Origin of the sequence: Psychrobacillus sp. FSL K6-1464, assembly GCF_038003145.1 — a bacterium.
Classification (GTDB): domain Bacteria; phylum Bacillota; class Bacilli; order Bacillales_A; family Planococcaceae; genus Psychrobacillus; species Psychrobacillus psychrotolerans.
The window spans coordinates 2,956,989-2,973,484 of the sequence record NZ_JBBOOP010000001.1 but is presented as its reverse complement, the minus strand read 5'-3'; the positions used below and the strand labels follow the sequence as shown (position 1 = coordinate 2,973,484).

General features: G+C 35.7%; 18 protein-coding genes. 12 read left to right on the top strand and 6 right to left on the bottom strand.

What is annotated here, in order from left to right; translation table 11 throughout:
- Positions 1-205: 205 nt before the first annotated feature.
- Positions 206-700 carry a L,D-transpeptidase family protein gene (locus MKX39_RS15165; RefSeq protein WP_340771468.1) on the bottom strand — a complete coding sequence of 165 codons (495 nt, stop codon included), beginning with the start codon at positions 698-700 and terminating at the stop codon, positions 206-208.
- Between the two features lie 173 nt (positions 701-873).
- Between MKX39_RS15165 and MKX39_RS15160 the strand changes: the two genes are divergently transcribed.
- Positions 874-1,566, top strand: coding sequence for a hypothetical protein (locus MKX39_RS15160; protein WP_340770177.1), 693 nt, complete (start codon positions 874-876; stop codon positions 1,564-1,566).
- Positions 1,567-1,677: 111 nt separating this feature from the next.
- Here MKX39_RS15160 and MKX39_RS15155 read toward each other — a convergent pair whose 3' ends face one another.
- The 3 genes from MKX39_RS15155 to MKX39_RS15145 form a co-directional block, all read right to left on the bottom strand.
- On the bottom strand, positions 1,678-3,486 hold the full coding sequence (locus tag MKX39_RS15155; protein ID WP_340770175.1) for a sulfatase-like hydrolase/transferase: 1,809 nt from the start codon (positions 3,484-3,486) through the stop codon (positions 1,678-1,680).
- A 185-nt stretch (positions 3,487-3,671) separates the two neighbouring features.
- Complete coding sequence (locus MKX39_RS15150) at positions 3,672-4,415, bottom strand: GTP pyrophosphokinase (protein ID WP_340763442.1); 744 nt, start codon at positions 4,413-4,415, stop codon at positions 3,672-3,674.
- A gap of 123 nt (positions 4,416-4,538) precedes the next feature.
- Positions 4,539-4,793, bottom strand: a complete 255-nt coding sequence (locus MKX39_RS15145) for a phospholipase (protein WP_340764545.1) — start codon at positions 4,791-4,793, stop codon at positions 4,539-4,541.
- Between the two features lie 359 nt (positions 4,794-5,152).
- On the opposite strand from MKX39_RS15145, the gene MKX39_RS15140 reads away from it, so the two are divergent.
- The 10 genes from MKX39_RS15140 (at position 5,153) to MKX39_RS15095 (ending at position 12,726) form a co-directional block, all read left to right on the top strand.
- On the top strand, positions 5,153-6,151 hold the full coding sequence (locus tag MKX39_RS15140) for a glutathione S-transferase family protein (RefSeq protein WP_340770173.1): 999 nt from the start codon (positions 5,153-5,155) through the stop codon (positions 6,149-6,151).
- A 13-nt stretch (positions 6,152-6,164) separates the two neighbouring features.
- Positions 6,165-6,668 (top strand): GNAT family N-acetyltransferase, encoded by a 504-nt coding sequence (locus tag MKX39_RS15135; protein WP_340770171.1) that lies wholly within the window; start codon positions 6,165-6,167, stop codon positions 6,666-6,668.
- 198 nt (positions 6,669-6,866) lie between these two features.
- Entirely contained in the window at positions 6,867-7,259 is a 393-nt protein-coding gene (locus tag MKX39_RS15130) for a DUF4870 domain-containing protein (protein ID WP_340770170.1), read from the top strand.
- A gap of 139 nt (positions 7,260-7,398) precedes the next feature.
- A complete protein-coding gene (locus MKX39_RS15125; RefSeq protein WP_340770167.1) occupies positions 7,399-7,926 on the top strand; it encodes a diguanylate cyclase domain-containing protein in 528 nt (175 codons plus the stop codon).
- Positions 7,927-8,020: 94 nt separating this feature from the next.
- Positions 8,021-8,731 carry a YwaF family protein gene (locus MKX39_RS15120; protein ID WP_340770166.1) on the top strand — a complete coding sequence of 237 codons (711 nt, stop codon included), beginning with the start codon at positions 8,021-8,023 and terminating at the stop codon, positions 8,729-8,731.
- On the top strand, positions 8,721-9,497 hold the full coding sequence (locus MKX39_RS15115; protein ID WP_340770164.1) for a methyltransferase domain-containing protein: 777 nt from the start codon (positions 8,721-8,723) through the stop codon (positions 9,495-9,497). The genes MKX39_RS15120 and MKX39_RS15115 overlap by 11 nt, the downstream gene beginning before the upstream one ends.
- A 60-nt stretch (positions 9,498-9,557) precedes the next feature.
- The gene (locus tag MKX39_RS15110; protein ID WP_340770163.1) at positions 9,558-10,043 is read left to right on the top strand and encodes a hypothetical protein; all 486 of its coding nucleotides are present in this window, start codon (positions 9,558-9,560) and stop codon (positions 10,041-10,043) included.
- A 206-nt stretch (positions 10,044-10,249) separates the two neighbouring features.
- Positions 10,250-10,720: a GNAT family N-acetyltransferase gene (locus MKX39_RS15105; RefSeq protein WP_340771464.1), complete on the top strand. Its 471-nt coding sequence runs from the start codon at positions 10,250-10,252 to the stop codon at positions 10,718-10,720.
- A gap of 418 nt (positions 10,721-11,138) precedes the next feature.
- Entirely contained in the window at positions 11,139-11,894 is a 756-nt protein-coding gene (locus tag MKX39_RS15100) for a class I SAM-dependent methyltransferase (RefSeq protein ID WP_340770161.1), read from the top strand.
- Positions 11,895-12,255: 361 nt separating this feature from the next.
- Entirely contained in the window at positions 12,256-12,726 is a 471-nt protein-coding gene (locus MKX39_RS15095; RefSeq protein ID WP_340770160.1) for an NUDIX hydrolase, read from the top strand.
- 109 nt (positions 12,727-12,835) lie between these two features.
- Here MKX39_RS15095 and MKX39_RS15090 read toward each other — a convergent pair whose 3' ends face one another.
- The gene (locus MKX39_RS15090; protein ID WP_340770158.1) at positions 12,836-14,287 is read right to left on the bottom strand and encodes a phospholipase D family protein; all 1,452 of its coding nucleotides are present in this window, start codon (positions 14,285-14,287) and stop codon (positions 12,836-12,838) included.
- A gap of 185 nt (positions 14,288-14,472) precedes the next feature.
- Positions 14,473-14,985, bottom strand: coding sequence for a helix-turn-helix domain-containing protein (locus tag MKX39_RS15085; RefSeq protein WP_340770155.1), 513 nt, complete (start codon positions 14,983-14,985; stop codon positions 14,473-14,475).
- Between the two features lie 167 nt (positions 14,986-15,152).
- Between MKX39_RS15085 and MKX39_RS15080 the strand changes: the two genes are divergently transcribed.
- Positions 15,153-16,493, top strand: coding sequence for an MFS transporter (locus MKX39_RS15080; RefSeq protein WP_093538105.1), 1,341 nt, complete (start codon positions 15,153-15,155; stop codon positions 16,491-16,493).
- Positions 16,494-16,496: the final 3 nt, after the last annotated feature.

Genomic DNA, 16,496 nt, shown 5'->3' with positions numbered 1-16,496 from the left:
AATAACACTGCTGATCTTGCTTCAGATGGACGCTTGCTGGGATTAAGCAAAGCCTCTAACTTAGAGATAAGATTAGTCAAAGTTAAAAGAGGGATAATACCGTCAGCCGGGCCCATGGAAAGCGTCCGCTCGGAGCGGAAATCAACTGCATACCTACCTATGTTTTCTTTTTTAGAGGACCTGGCGTCTCTTTAAACAGTTTGTCTTATGGCCTTATTGAAACGGGAGTACCGATCGGAATTATACGTGCTAATTCCTCGACATCTTTATTGTTCATACGAATACAACCACGTGATACTGCTCTGCCAATCGAACTAGGATCGTTAGTACCGTGAATCCCATAATGTTCTTTCGATAAACTCATCCACATGGTGCCGAAAGGTCCTCCCGGATTAGGTGCTTTGTTTATAATGATGAAATCTCCAACAGGTGTATTGAATAACATTCTTCCTACCGCAATAGGATACTCTTTTTGTAAAAGCCCATCTTTAAACAACCGTAGTTGCCGATTGTTTATGGAAACCTCGATTTGATATGGCAGTGAGTTAGGATCTGGAAAACCTGGTATCACAATGGATTGACCTATATAAAGTATATTTGGGTTTATAGATGGGTTAGCGCTAATGATGTTGGATAGGGGTGTACGATAGTCTCGAGCTATTTGACTCAGTGTTTCCCCTTGTTGAACAGTATGAATCAGCATAAACACCTCCGCTTTAATGAAATAATATATTATATGCTAAATGATTGAAGTTGGTAATTTATTTTCGTCTATTTCGGTGATAGGAAGTAGACAATTTCAAAGACTTAAGTATAAGGACATAGTTTCACGAATAGAATCTCTTATAACAGAATTCTAAAGGTGGAATGAGATTGAAAATACTAGTTATATTTCTATTATTCTTTATTTATTTCGCATTATCACTTTCACTAGAAAGTACAAATGCAATTGGATTGTATCTGGTCATTTCATTGGGTTTATTCTTTTGGGGAGTTATAGAATGGAAACTTTTTATAAATAGAAGAAACGCTGAAAGTAGAAGGAGATTAGAGGAACAACTTGCAGAAATTCCCCATACACAGTCTCTGATCTCGAACAATTTGTTAAATGTCATGTTAATAGATGATGTAGGAAACTTTCTTTATATACTTCAAAGAGATTCCATAGAAGAAGATTTTAGTATAGATCCTATTTCCTTTTCTAAAGTATTAGAGGTTGGCTTAGTAGAAGAGGGAGAGGTTATAAACTTATATCCGCGGAAAGGTTTGTTAGGCAGTACACTATTGCATGATCAAGCCGAAATGGAAGAAGATGTTGACGAGGAAGATGAAGAAGAAGATGAGGATGACGTTGAATCTATAGAAGCATTATGTTTGAGAATAGTGGTGGATGATTTGATCAATCCTATTTTAGAATATCCATTTATTGCAGATGACCAATCCTTTGAAATCGATTCGGAAGAATACACAGAAGTAAATGCACTTTGTAATGAATGGTATCAAAAAGTATGTATTATTATTAAACGCTATGAACATACCAATGTAGCTGTGAGACTTTGGCAATAAGAGAACAACTGTCGGAAGAAATAATAATATAAAAGGTGTCGAACCAATTAACGGAAAATGACTTAGGCGGCACCTTTTTATACTAAGTATAAGTGATTTAATGAGATCTCCCTAGCTCTCACAAGTTGGCATACCTGGAACCGTGCCACTTGTCGGAGATAATCTTTTTTGCTTGGATTGTTCTTGGAGAATACTTATTAATACTTTTTGAATTAGTTTGGATTCGGGAGTTTCATTCAAATGAAATGCAAGATTACATTCTTCCGTTGGATCTCTAGTGACATTATATAATTCATATTCATCGTCGACTGGAGTTTGTTTCGTGGTAGTTATACAAATAGCTACTTCCTTCGTATCTGTAACTGGAGTGGAATCCTCCTGACTTGTCACTTTATCTTCTACACCGGGATTGCTCCAAAACTGTGGATTGTCAAAATAACGGGTAAGCTTCCAGACCTCATCGGTTTTTTCTTTGCCAGTAGGCAATTTCAAAATAATGGTTTCTAGATGGTTTGGCTGAATAACTGATTCATATGGTTTTCCGGTTACAGTAAACTGATTTAATCCTTTTGTCACTTCATCGTCCGTCATAAAATATATAGGCTCGTTTGCCCGAGGGAAATTGGTTTTTCCATTTATTAACGGGGAGAAATCTCGTCCAACCAATGGGTGCACCTCGCTATGGCTTTTCCTAAGTTCTTTTTGAGCATCGACTGCATTAATATTGGCAAGACCTAAAAGTGTAGGGATAATGTCTAGATGGCTTGTGATTATGTCCGTTTCTCTAGGGACTGAAAATTTTGGGCTATGAATTATTAAAGGAACATGTAAGGATTCTTCATAAGCATTATGCCACTTTTGAAATAGTCCACCATGTGCTCCTACTAAGCTTCCATGATCTGCTGTGAAAATTATTATTGTGTCTTCATAAAAGATGGATGATTGAAGGGCTTGAAATACTTTGTACATTTCATCATCTACCTTCTTTTGTAGAGAATAGTAGAGTTGTCTATAAAGTAGCGAATCGAATGTGGGCTGAAGGGCTTGTTGGTAAATATCACGATAACTTAACTGAACAGAAGGTTTGGTAAGTAGGTTTTCATTTGCTGTAGGTGCTGGTGGAACGAAAGGAAGAGTCGGATCAATCTCAAAATTATAGGAGGGATTGAATCGTGTGAATAGACCAAGCAGGGTAATATCATGTGGGTTCACGAATGAGGATACGATTAACCAAGGTTGATCGTTAGGTGATTTTGCATTTTTTTCGAGTGAATGTATTAAATCTACTAGCTCCTTAGCGTAAACTTCATCTCTTCCACTTACTCCGACACCTGCCGAAGATGCAGAATTTCGCGGATTTGATCCATGAGGTTCAGGACCTATCCAACCATCAAAGCCATAATCACTTAATCTATTGGCTTTTTCATAAATTTGCTCTTGCGCAGTGTTAGGTACACCAGTTTTTGTATTGTAGCTCGGTAATGCGTCATGCGTACCAGGTATTAGAATATCCTCATCCGATAGATGCCATTTGCCTTTCCAGTACGTTTGATATCCCGCTGTGCGAAAGTATTCTCCTAAAGTAGGTACTGTGCTATGATCTAACCAAAATACATCGGGATCAAATGCACCTTTTGCAACACCAGTCGTTTGCGTCACTCCATGAAGTGAGGGATACTGGCCAGTAAAAAGCGTTGCTCTACTTGGTGAACAAGCGGTACTCCCAATATAATGATTTGAAAATGTCATTCCATTTTTGCGTAACAGCTCTTGCGTTTTTAAATTTTTCACTCGCCACTCTTTTATTGCTTCAGTTTCATAAACAGTCGGAAATCTCTCTTCATCTACAATGATAAAAAGAATATTAGGTCTTTTATTGTGATGATGAGAATTTGAAAAGTTCTCATTTGATTTGCTCAATTTAATAACTCCTCCTTCTTTATTTTATATATCTGTTTAGTTTATGAAAAAAGGAGCAGGGGATATGGATAGTTAGTCTAGAGAGATGTCCGATTAACGCAAAAAGCTGCAACGACAAATAGTCATTGCAACTCTTATTAATTATTTTTACTCTTATTTCTTAGCAATGGCTATCAATTATCGGATTACTTACTTTTCTCCAACATTTCTAAGAAAGCTGGGGGGATTGTTATTTGTTGGTTTGAATTACTTATTAACTTAGTCAATTCATCTACTTCGGTTACTTTGTTTTCTTTTTTGATTACTTTTACTTCATTATGCAGTCGTTCCATTTTCTGATCTAATGCAAATGCTGAATCGGCTGCTTCTTTTAACTCGATTAATAACTGTTCCGGTACTGACTGATCATATTTATAAAAGATTTTATGTTCAAGGCTTGCCCAAAAATCCATCGCAATAGTTCGTATCTGCACTTCAACGGTTACAATTTCTTTACCATCGGACATAAAAACAGGTGTTTCCAATAAAACATGTAAACTTTTATAGCCATTACTTTTTGGGTTTTTAATATAATCTTTTACTTCTAATACCTTTATATCACTTTGTTTTTCCAACATACCAAAAACTCGATATATATCAGAGATGAAAGAGCAAGTAATACGCATTCCTGCAATGTCTTTCACATTTTCACGGATACTTTCTACTGAAATATTTTTACCCTTGCGATTAAGTTTTTTTAATATACCTTCTGGAGATTTCAATCTGGAATTCGTATGTTCAATTGGATTATAATCATGGATCATTAAAAATTCTTCTCGAAGAATTTCAATTTTTGTTTCAAGCTCACTCAATGCAAACTTATACAACAGCATCATGCGAGTCATTTTCTTTTTCATCTGTTGAAACTGTTCTACTTGTTCTTTATTCATCTATAAGCGCTCCTTCAATAACTACCTGTAGAAATGATAACAAACTTATCCTTTCTAAACAAACGTATTGCTAAGTAACGATTTTAGGATGAAATATATTTTACAGTATTTGGATTTAGTTTTTTAGTATCTAGAGTTTCTACAAGTAAAAGCTGTTTGCAATTTCATATAATTATAGAGCGTTCGGGCATGTCTTCCCTTTGGTGTGTGATTATTTACTTTAGGCTGTAGCCGACGGAGAAACTCACGATCACATTCACATCGATTATTTCCTCTTCTATAGCATTCATCGTGTGCTTTACAAGCCGCATCCACATCATTTATAGGAGCACCAGGTCCACTACAACCGGGTCCACACCAATTATAACCAGGGAACACACAAAAACGGGGATTTCCATTTCTTCTATATGCCAAATATATGACCTCCTTATCATTGTTTTCTTTCTTATAGTCTATTCCTGAAATTTGGTATTGTATAAACTATCCGACCCATTCATGGATTGTCCACTAGTAGTCGATAAAAGCAAAAAAAGCTGTTTTTCCAAAACAGCCATCATAGCTAGAATGCTATGATGCTAGGATGTTCATAACACAGATGAGACTTTGAGAATTAAATAATCCGTTTGGATACAATGGTATCTATTTTAAAATTTATTACCTTGACTTCAAGATAATAAATCCATACACTTAACTAAACCAAGTGAAATACTATGTTTAATAGAAAAGGATGATGAGACATGGAAGAGACTAAGAAGCAAGGTCCAACTGAAGTGGATGAAAAGGGTAAATTTATTCGTCAAAAAAATCGTTTCTCAACAACTTTTGGAAGTGAAGCTGGGGAACTTCCAGTAGAAGCAGGAAAGTATCGTCTACTTTGGGCAGCTGTTTGTCCATGGGCACATCGCTCTGTCATTGTGAGAAGTGTACTTGGGTTAGAAGATGTTATTAGCTTAGGAACTGCAAGTCCAATGCGTCCGAATATTGATCGGGTAGATTGGGAGTTTTCCTTAGATAAGAATGGCGTTGACTCCGTTTTAGGTATTAAATATATAAGTGAAGTATATTTACAAGCAGATGCGACATATGAAGGCAGACCCACTGTTCCGGTCATTGTGGATATAGCAGAAAAAAAAGCTGTGAATAATGACTATTTCCGATTAACCAATCATTTAGAGACAGCTTGGAAGCCGTTCCACAAAGAAAATGCACCTGAGTTATATCCAGAGCATTTACGAGAAGAGATTGATGCATTAAGCGATATCATTTTCCATGAAGTGAATAATGGAGTGTATAAATGTGGCTTTGCTCGTTCCCAGGAAGCATATGATGAAGCATACGACGTGTTATTTGCCCGTTTGGACGAACTAGAAAATCGTCTTTCTACGCAACGTTTCTTGTTTGGGGATTATATTACAGACTCAGATGTTCGCCTATATGCGACACTTGTACGCTTCGATGTTGCGTACTATGCGGCTTTCAAAACAAATCGAAACCGCATTGTTGATTTTCCGAATTTATGGGGTTACTTACGTGATTTATACCAAACACCTGGATTTGGTGATACAACAGATTTTGAAGCGATTAAAATACATTATCATTTATCAAACCATATTGCTAGTGACGATCAAAAAGGACCAAATAATATATTACCAAAAGGTCCGGATACGTCTATTTTCAACTCAAAGCATGACCGTGAGGCTTTAAGTGGTAAGGAAGAAAAATTTCTTATTCAATAAGGAGATGAAAAAAATGATTATTCGTAATGCGAAAGAAGAAGAGTTAGTTCATATACGTGAAATGAGATTACATGCATATGAAGAGCATGCACCTAAAATACCGGAGGCCCACTGGAATGCACTTCAACAATCTATTCTATCGGATGCAGATTCCAAACCTGGTATTGAACGAATCGTGGCAGAAATTGATGGTGAAATTGCAGGAAGTGTTGCTTTGTTTGCGCCTGATAAACAAATTTATGAAGGTTTACTGGACGAAGTGCTCAATTATCCAGAGTTACGTATGCTAGCTATCTCTCGACAAGCTAGAGGTAAGGGTGTAGCAACAGCACTTATCCATGAATGTATGAAGCGCACAAAAGAAAAAGGTTTTACAGAGATGGGACTGCATACTGCAGATTTTATGGAAAATGCCATAACATTATATACGCACCTAGGCTTTGAACGCTTACCACAATATGATTTTGAACCAGCAAATGACGGGATTATTGTAAAAGCATTTCGAATTAAAGTATAGCTAAGGAAAAAGATTCTCTTTATGTTAAATAAGAGGATCTTTTTTTTTCGTTGTTTCGATTATGTAGCTGAATAATGAACATTTTCATATGATGAAAGGATGGAGCCAGTTCTTTCATAAATGTGGTATTTATAAATCACCAAACATATTATAGACTTCATCGTTTTAACTCTTGATCAAAACAAGGAGGTGATATGTATGAACGAACAGGAAAATAACAGTAAAGAAGAAGCTGCTTCTCCTAAACAAAAGGAAACAGAAATAGGGGTAAATAAAAATAATGCAATTGGTTTAGATGAAAATATTGCTGGTATGCTTTGTTATTTTTTCATCGTCGGACTTATCTTTCTATTCGTAGAGAAGGAAAATCGCTTCATTCGTTTTCATGCATTGCAGTCTGTAGTTTTAGCAGTAGCTCTTATTATAATAAGTATGGTCTTGCCTTTTATCCCAATAATCGGTTGGATGCTGAGTATCTGGTTGCCTTTGCTTGTCCTTGTACTGGTAGTTTTCTTAATGTACCAGGCTTACAATGGGAAATACTACAAGCTTCCACTTCTTGGTGATATTACTGAAAAACAGTTAAAGTAGTTAGATATAAAGTTTCCGTAATTAGATAAAACTAAAATGGGGTACCTGGTTCTTTGCAGCATAGTCTGTTTTAAGAGCTAGGTGTTTTTGTTTAAAATGAGTGAAAGTAAAAGAGAGTCAAAAGGAGTGATATAAGCTATTGAAAGCTAGTAAATTCATTTCTATATCAGACGATGAAGTGGGACAGCTGTCTAATCGTCTACAATTGTTAAAGTCCATAAATGATTTAACTAGAGAAGGAATAGAAGATTACCAATTTGCCTTTTGTATTTTGGAAATTGATCATTTCAAACGTTATATTGATTTTCATGGTCGAAAAGAAGGAGAACATTGTTTACAACAAATAGAGGACTGTATGAAAGTATTTTTGAATGGACGACAGGGAGAAATAGGACGTCTTAGTGAAGAAAAATTTGTTTGTACTTTTATGGATATTAGTCGAGATACATTAGGTCCCTTGATGAATAATATGAGTGAGGCTATTGAAAACCTAAACTTAAACTTTTGTTGTGAGCAGCATTCTTTTCACATTACTAGTAGTGTGGGTGGCGTACATGGTGTAGTGAGCCAATTTAAAGATATGGCAGAAATGCTTGTAATAGCAGAAGAGGAGCTCTATCAAGCAAAATCGACTGGATATAATAACGTCAAAATAAAATTCAAATGATGAAGGCTGCTCGGGGAATTACACGAGTAGTTTTTATAGAGGAAATTCAAAAGACTAAGCCGAATATTAATAGAGTAGATAGGGAGGGAAAAGATTGGAATATGCCTTTAAAATGTTTTCTGGAGTACATTTAACTTCCGCTATTACTTTATTTATATTAATCTTGCTGTTATTTTTCACTAGAAACAAGTGGTCTCATCAACAACAGAAAATCCAATTAAGGGAACGTTTTTTCGCTCTGACTTTATTCATTATGGATGGTTGTTATTATATGTGGCTTGTTCAAACAGGAAGGTGGGATTGGGGAAACTCATTGCCCCTTGAGCTATGCAGCATTAGTTTAATCGTTACAATGGTTTTACTTTGGACTGGTAACAAGAAGTTCTATCCGTTTGTATTTTTTGCTGGAATTGGAGGAGCTATTCAGGCAGTTGCCACACCGGTATTAGATATAAATTTTCCTCACTTCCGGTTCTTCCATTTCTTCTATACACATTTTGGAATTATTTTAACTGCCCTTTATTTCACATGGGTGAGAGGTTACCGACCAACTTTTAAAGGGCTTATCCAGACGATGGTTATTTTGAATATATTGCTACCTTTCTTATTCGCTATAAATTTTATAGTAGATGGCAATTATATGTTTTTACAGGAAAAGCCAAAGGGTGGGAGTTTATTGGATTTTCTAGGCCCTTATCCGTGGTATGTATTATCACTGGAATTTGTAGCGTTTGGTGTATTTTGCTGTCTATGGCTTTTGTTTAGGAACCGGAGTAAGCAAGGAGAGAGTGTATATGTTAAATAATCCGACCACCTTATCAGACTGGGTAACACCACATTCCATAGAGTGGTATGAACAACTGTCAGCATTGCAACGTGTTTATAAGTACAATTGGAATTCTACAATAACCATACCAAATGGAGAGTCTGTTTTTGATGAAGAAGTGACGAGGTTGATCAAAAACAAAAAGGTTTTGGATGTTGGTTGTGGGCATGGCGAGTTTACTAAGTATTGTAGTTCATTTGCAAGGCAGATTGTAGGTTTTGATGTTACCGAAAACTTCTTGGAAATCGCGAATGTAAATGAGAAGTCGAATCTATCTTTCCTAGCTGGAAATACAAAACATGGAATGCCTTTCGAAAAAGAGGAGTTTGAATGTGCTTACATACGAAAGGGACCTACCTCGGCATATTCCTCCCTTGCTGAAATAGTTCAAAAGGGAGGAATCATTCTGGGACTTCATCCTGGAGACGACTTCGGCAAAGAACTGCCTCAAATATTCCCAAAGTTATTTGAACAATCCTTGGGTACACCTTTCTTAGATAAAATAAAATTACAATTAGCGAATAATAAGTACACCACTTCTAAAATTGACTATATAGTAAGTACAGAATATCTTCATTCACCTTTAGATGTATTAAAATTACGCTGCTTTGGTCAGCAGGCTTCAGTTTATGACAAGTTAAAGGAAGAAGATTTAGAGGAAGTTACTAAAATATTTAATGAAAATAGTACAACGAATTGTCTAGCAGTGACCAATTCCTTCTACATCGTTCGCTTAATTGTTTAAATGGACTGAAACTTTTTTTGTGGTAAAAGTGTCCTATATATAAAGGGGAGAATTTACAGCATGAAGTTATTAAAAAAGACGAGCATGGCTATTCTAGTCATGTTAACCGTGATTGTATTGAGCGCATGCGCAGAAAAGGAAACACCAAAAGAAGCAACACCAAAAGAATCAATGTCTGCAGGTGAAAAACTCGTTAATATTATGAATTATGAGCTTTCTACAAAGCTTCTCACTTTGGATGAGGTTGAATGGATTGATGAATCGGATACGGATAGGATTAAGGAATTGGGATTAGATGTAGAGAAAGATCTACCTTCGTCATTTGCTGTTAATGGATTTGCAATTTATAACGAAAACATGGAAGAAGTAAGCATAAAACTAGCTGATGATGCAGAACTGTTTTTAGTAAATCAAGAAAATCCATTGGAGCCAAGAGCGGTTGATGAAAAGGAATTTATCACTTATTTATTAGGTGTTAAAGGTCCTTATAATGTAACGGTGAAAGATGATGAAGTAGTGAGAGTCGAAGAAAAGTATATGCCTTAATGATCGAAAACACTTGGATTACTGTAAATAAGCAGTAATCCAGGTGTTTTTTTTTGTTCTAGGATAGTTTTTATCGATTATGAGCTATTTTGCTATTTTATGGGCTATGTGGGCACTCCTTCGCTTGAGAAATATTATTTATAAAAGAGGAATTTATTGCTATACGGGAGAATTTAAGAGTAGAAAGCATTATAGAAGGGATTGAAATTTTGTATATATTAAAGAAAATGACACAAGCACAAGCTGAAGATATAGCTAGTAATTGGCATTATAATGATGAATACTCTTTTTATGATATGGATGCAGATGAAGAGGACCTTGTTGAATTCTTAGATCCAAATCAACGTAAGGAGTCTACATTTGCTGTCATGAATGGTCAAGATATTATTGGTTACTTTTGTTTTACTAGAGTAGATAAAGGAACGATTGATATAGGTTTAGGGCTGAAACCAAATCTAACTGGAAATGGAAGAGGAATGGAATTTCTAAGAGTAGGACTAGATTTTGCTCAAGTTACGTATAATCCTGCTCATATTACATTATCAGTAGCCGTTTTTAATCAACGAGCTATAAAAGTATATAAAAAGGCTGGGTTTAAGGAAGTAGAGACATTTATGCAGACTACAAATGGAGGTCGTTTTAAGTTCCTTAAAATGACTTATCCATGTGTTCGCTAAAGGAGTGCTATTTTTCTATGAACTTTCATTCGGAGTATATAGTGGAATATCGGTTCAATATTCAATTGATGAAAAATTATCACAAGAAGAGTTTGAAGAACTAGTGACTTATATTTTCAGATAATATTAGCTATCGAAAGTGAATATTTATGTTTCAATCTTAGAGTGGAAAATGGTAATCTTTTATTCAATGAATAAAAAGTATATCAACGCAATAGAGTGGGTAAAAGAATACTCATATGGAATGCGAAATAGATTACTACTTTCAGTTTTGAGAGCAGGTTTTAAGGATAAGCGGATAGTCTGGCATGGTGAAGATGGTTACGGGATTGCAGTGCATTCCTCATAAATATTCTATTCGTTAATTTATCTATATAAAAAAATAAGCTGTGTATTAATTTAGAGATGGAGCTAAAAAATGACTACTGAAATCATAAAACAGAACAAGAAAAGTTGGGATATGGTAGCTCACCATTTTCATGGTATAGATGCTTTACCTAGTTATGGCCCATTTGCTCAAACTGAAGAAGAGTTAGGATTACTGGAAGAAATGGAAAATAAGAAAGTGTTAGATATTGGTTGCGGAAGTGGACACTCATTATTATATATGGCGGACAGGGGTGCTAGAGAACTATGGGGAGTCGACCTATCTGAGAAACAAATTAAGGCTGCTGAGGAAACACTCGATGGTTTAGACACACATTTATTCTGTTCCCCGATGGAAGTTGAAATTGGATTACCAAAATTGTATTTTGACTGTGTTTATTCCATTTATGCTATTGGGTGGACTACTGATTTAACCACTACGTTTAGATTAATTTATTCCTATTTGAAGCAAGGAGGAAGCTTTGTATTCAGTTGGGATCATCCGTTATACGCTCATATTACAAGTGAGAATGGACAATTTAGTTTAAATGGTTCATACCAGGAGGAAGGTTTTACAACATATCTGAACTTTAAAGGTGAAGATGCTCCAATGGTAATTCCTAATAGAAAGCTAAGTACATATATTAACGAATTGATTAAAGTAGGATTTACGATTGACTCTGTAATAGAAAGTGATGTATCTGTTAATTATGAGTCGACTGAGGAAGAAGTATCTGATAGATATTATTCATTATATAAAGCAAAAAGATTCCCTACTACTATGATTATTAAAGTTATAAAAAAATAATCAGAGGTTATTTATCGGAGGTGATAATTTGGAAGAGACCAATAAGTTCGCTTTGTATTTTTATGCTTATGCAGGTGCATTAGGTCTGGTTCTTTTAATAGTAACTATCATAAAATATTATGAAAGTGTTGAATTTAGTTCTAGTTACCTATTACCTTTCTTTGGATTTATTCTTACATTTTCTTATATAAATTACTTGGAAAGTAGAGCAGGCATTAGTAAAAAGATTATTTGGATCAAATCGATTTCATCAATTATTATGTTGCTGTTAATTTCAAAGGTTTTATTTTATTAATCTAATACCGAGTAGTGTAGAAATATTAGTTTGGACAAAACGTTCAACCAGAATAGAGGGGATATTATGGATATATCTTTTAAAACGGCAGAAGGTAGATTTAATTATCGTGTGGGGGGATTGATAGTGCATGATAACAAGCTGCTAATCATGCAAGACCAAGGTCAGCCATACTATTATGTCCCAGGTGGACGTATTAAAATGAACGAAAAAAGCGAAGATGCAGTCAAGCGTGAAATAAAAGAAGAGCTAGGCGTGGAAGTCACAGTAAAGCGAATGCTTTGGGTAAATGAAAATTTTTTCAAAGAGGAAACACTTAATGAACAATTTCATGAAATTTGCTTCTTTTATTTGCTGGAGTTAGAAGATGAAAAACTCCTAAATAATAATGAATTTGTAGTAGATGAAGAAGGAAAAACACATACATATTATTGGAAAACGCTGAATGAACTTAAACTTATTAATCTGTATCCACAGTTTTTGAGAGAGAAGATAGTTGAGCTGCCTTTGCATATAAAACATATTGTAGTGACTTAAAATAAGTCGTGGTGATACTATAGTTAAGCGAAGTGAATAATGGAATAATAAAAAACGCTGAATCAACTCAGCGTTTTTATTATGTTGATATTTGGTAGAAATCATCTTGTTAATAGGTAGTTACTTTCGTAAACTTTTGCAATGTATAAATCCATCTTTGCCACCAAGTAAATCCGTCTTGGAACTCTTCCAGTTCTACTGTGTACATAGCGTCTTCGTTATTCCAAAGTCGTTCAAAATAAGCCTCCATTTGAATTACTAATTCACTATCATTTGGTGCTACTACTTTTAAATTATTTTCAAGATTATAATCATCTAGCGTTCTTTCCGTGTAATTAGAAGAACCACTAGAAATAATCGTATGCTCGGCCGATTGAATCCAAATTGCTTTTGTATGGTATTGACCAATCACCGTATTATACCATCGTATATTCAGTTTACCTTTTGTATCTTCAACCATTTCCTGTACTACCGGACGATTTGGAAGTCCAGATTTTTCCTGACCAAATGAATTTTCGTTTGGATCGAGAATCATATTAACTTCTACACCTCGATTTGCGGCATCTATTAGTGCATTTACGATATCTCGCTTAGCAACAAAAAACATCCCGAGCCAAATTTTATCGCCTTTTTTGGTTGCTGCTAAGTCTTCGAGTAAAGCATCTAGAATCTTTTTCTCTGTTAAATACTGCACCTGATATTGTCCGTTGGATTCTTTTGTATCTACACGAGGCAGTTTAGGACCACCGGAAAACAAGGAAACGGCTTCTTCTGATTTTAAAATATCATTTAAGATGGGACCGGTAACTTTCAGGGCGATATTACCATGAAACCCACTCGCATCATGCGGGTTAGAAGACGTTACCATTGCTTCTTTTTCCGTAACTACTGCCTTCCGATGGTTTGCTTTCACATTAAGCAAAGTCAAATAGGAAGCAACTGTCATCTTAGGGGCTTCACTTGCCATCGCATTCGCAATCCAGCCCTCGCCTTCAAAGTCAAACCACTGGAAAAAGGTACGATAAATACCCGAATAGACGGGGGTAGAATCGCGCAAAGGATCTAAATCGGTATAAACTATTTCTACACCAGCTTCTCGCATTTTCTTAAACCACTTACTTTCAAAGGACCCGTAGCCCTTGTTTAGAGGATCGGTGATAAAAACGATAGGCATATCTGGATGGTCTATCTTTTTTTGGGCTAATGTTGAAGACAATGTATCTGCAATCTTAGGGAAGTCTTCCTTTTCATCGTAATAGCCATCAACCAAGAAAAAATCCACTACGACAAAATCTTCTGCTTCCTCAATCATGTTATAAACTTCTTCAAATATATGATTTTCGTGTACCATGCCAGTTCCTTTTTGGTCCTGTGCATAGGTTAAATCAGTAATCATCTCAACTGAATCTGTATTATGTATGTCCCCTTTAAAAGAAACTCCCTCTGGTAAGGGTTTATATGTATGCCACAGCATGACTGCTATATAAACTACCGCAAACGCACATAGAGAACCGACCACTATTCTTTTTCGTTTACTCCATGGCTTCTTCTTTCTAACCATCTTTCTTCCCCCTACTAACTCTCTTTTCTAGTTCTTTTCCCTTATAACTTAGAGTACAAACCACCTTAAAGAAGTCATGTAGCATGGTTTCTTAGGAAAGTGGACACACCTAGATGATATTCCATTAAATATCAATGAAAAAAGAGACCAATCATATTATGATATGGGCTCTTTTCTGTTGTCTATTATTTAGAAGAAACTACCAAAAATCGGATAGTCTTGTCTGAATAGTTATACCAGTAATGAGGCATATTCGCATCGAACATTATGGATTGTTGTTCCTGTAATTCCCTTTTTGACTCATTTACGACAACAGTTAATGTGCCTTCTAGAACAAATAAAAATTCATGACCTCCGTGAGAAAAGGCATTTCCTTCATTTTCACCTGGCTGGAGAGTTACTAGTATAGGGGCATAGGATGCTTCTTTCATATCACAGGATAAATCCTTGTAATAGAATTGCTGTCTTATTTCTTCTAGTTCTTCTGCGTGTGTGCTATCTGGGAAAAATACGGTTGGATTCACTGTTAATGCGTCTGCTATTTTTTTTAGGGATTCGAGTGTAACGCTCGATTTTCCTCGCTCCACCTGAGATAGGAAACTGATGGAGACATTGGTTTGTTCTGCTAAATCCTTTAAGGTTAGTTTTCGTTCTTTTCGTAATTCCTTTAAAATCTTACCAATTGAATGAGAAGACATCTATTATTCTCCTTAACTATGATGTATATATACATCATACCTTACCCTTTTGATATTCTTCCAATTATTATATTAAAAATAATGTTGACAGAAAATTTAAAACTATTTAGAATGTTAAAAACGGGAGAATTAAAGTGTCACTTCAATTATTAAAGGGGAAATGTGCGATGGATCCAAAGAAAATGAGGAAAGTCTGGATTGCAAGTTTAGTAGGAAGCTCGATTGAATGGTTCGATTATTTCTTGTATGGTACAGTTGCAGCACTTGTATTTAATCAAATATTTTTTGTTACAGAAGATCCATCAGTTGGACTAATACTTGCTTATGCATCATTTGCTCTATCATTCTTCATTCGCCCATTCGGGGGGATTATCTTCAGTCATATTGGAGATAGAATTGGGCGTAAAAAAACTCTAGTAGTTACACTATCACTGATGGGCGTCGCTACTTTTGGAATGGGGTTACTTCCAACCTATCAGGCGATTGGAATTTGGGCACCAATTTTGTTAATCACTTTACGTTTAGTCCAAGGGCTAGGTATTGGTGGAGAATGGGGAGGAGCCCTATTATTAGCGGTTGAATACGCGCCAAAAGAAAAAAGAGGTCTTTACGGATCCATACCCCAAATGGGTGTAACGATTGGGATGGTAATGGGTACAGTTGCCTTATCTATAATGACTCTACTACCGGAAGAGTCCTTCATGACTTGGGGTTGGCGTATACCATTCTTATTAAGTGCTTTACTAGTAATTTTCGGATTGTGGATTCGTAAGGGAATTGACGAAACGCCTTCATTTAAAAAAGTACAAGAAACTGGAGATATTCCTAAATTACCAATTGTAGATACATTAAGGTATCACTGGCGTGAAGTATTAATAGCAATTGGTGCGAAGGTAGTAGAAACGGCACCATTTTATATATTTGGAACATTTGTTGTTTCCTATGCAACTACGGAACTAGGTTTTTCTAGAACGACGACTTTGAACACCGTAATGGTAGCGACGATTATTACAACTATATTGATTCCTATTATGGGTAGCTTATCCGATAGAATCGGTCGTAAAAAAGTGTATGTAGCTGGTACAATTGGGATGCTATTATTTGCTTTCCCATATTTCTGGATGCTACAACAACAATCAGTTGTTTTACTAGTTGTGGCAACTGTAATCGGTCTAGGTATTATTTGGGCTCCAATTACAGCGGTACTTGGTACTATGTTCTCTGAAATATTTAACGCGAAGGTTCGTTATACTGGAGTTACATTAGGGTACCAAATTGGAGCGGCTTTAGCTGGGGGAACTGCCCCATTGGTAGCGGCGAGCCTGATGTTACAGTTTAACGGTTCTTATGTGCCAGTTGCAGTATATATCATGTTCACGGCAGTAATCTCTTTAATTGCTATTTGGGCAGTAAAAGACCGCAGTCAGGAAAACTTAGATGAGGAAAGTCCGTTAATAAAACCAGGTAGCAAAAGTATTAAAGTTGAAAAAGAATTAAGCAAAGTCTAATAA

Bases quoted from the DNA above. Each gene is read 5' to 3' on its own strand.
- MKX39_RS15150 (WP_340763442.1), bottom strand. From the start codon at position 4,415: ATGAATAAAGAACAAGTAGAACAGTTTCAACAGATGAAAAAGAAAATG.
- MKX39_RS15080 (WP_093538105.1), top strand. From the start codon at position 15,153: ATGGATCCAAAGAAAATGAGGAAAGTCTGGATTGCAAGTTTAGTAGGA.
- MKX39_RS15135 (WP_340770171.1), top strand. From the start codon at position 6,165: ATGATTATTCGTAATGCGAAAGAAGAAGAGTTAGTTCATATACGTGAA.
- MKX39_RS15090 (WP_340770158.1), bottom strand. From the start codon at position 14,287: ATGGTTAGAAAGAAGAAGCCATGGAGTAAACGAAAAAGAATAGTGGTC.
- MKX39_RS15085 (WP_340770155.1), bottom strand. From the start codon at position 14,985: ATGTCTTCTCATTCAATTGGTAAGATTTTAAAGGAATTACGAAAAGAA.
- MKX39_RS15100 (WP_340770161.1), top strand. From the start codon at position 11,139: ATGACTACTGAAATCATAAAACAGAACAAGAAAAGTTGGGATATGGTA.
- MKX39_RS15140 (WP_340770173.1), top strand. From the start codon at position 5,153: ATGGAAGAGACTAAGAAGCAAGGTCCAACTGAAGTGGATGAAAAGGGT.
- MKX39_RS15095 (WP_340770160.1), top strand. From the start codon at position 12,256: ATGGATATATCTTTTAAAACGGCAGAAGGTAGATTTAATTATCGTGTG.
- MKX39_RS15110 (WP_340770163.1), top strand. From the start codon at position 9,558: ATGAAGTTATTAAAAAAGACGAGCATGGCTATTCTAGTCATGTTAACC.
- MKX39_RS15115 (WP_340770164.1), top strand. From the start codon at position 8,721: ATGTTAAATAATCCGACCACCTTATCAGACTGGGTAACACCACATTCC.
- MKX39_RS15130 (WP_340770170.1), top strand. From the start codon at position 6,867: ATGAACGAACAGGAAAATAACAGTAAAGAAGAAGCTGCTTCTCCTAAA.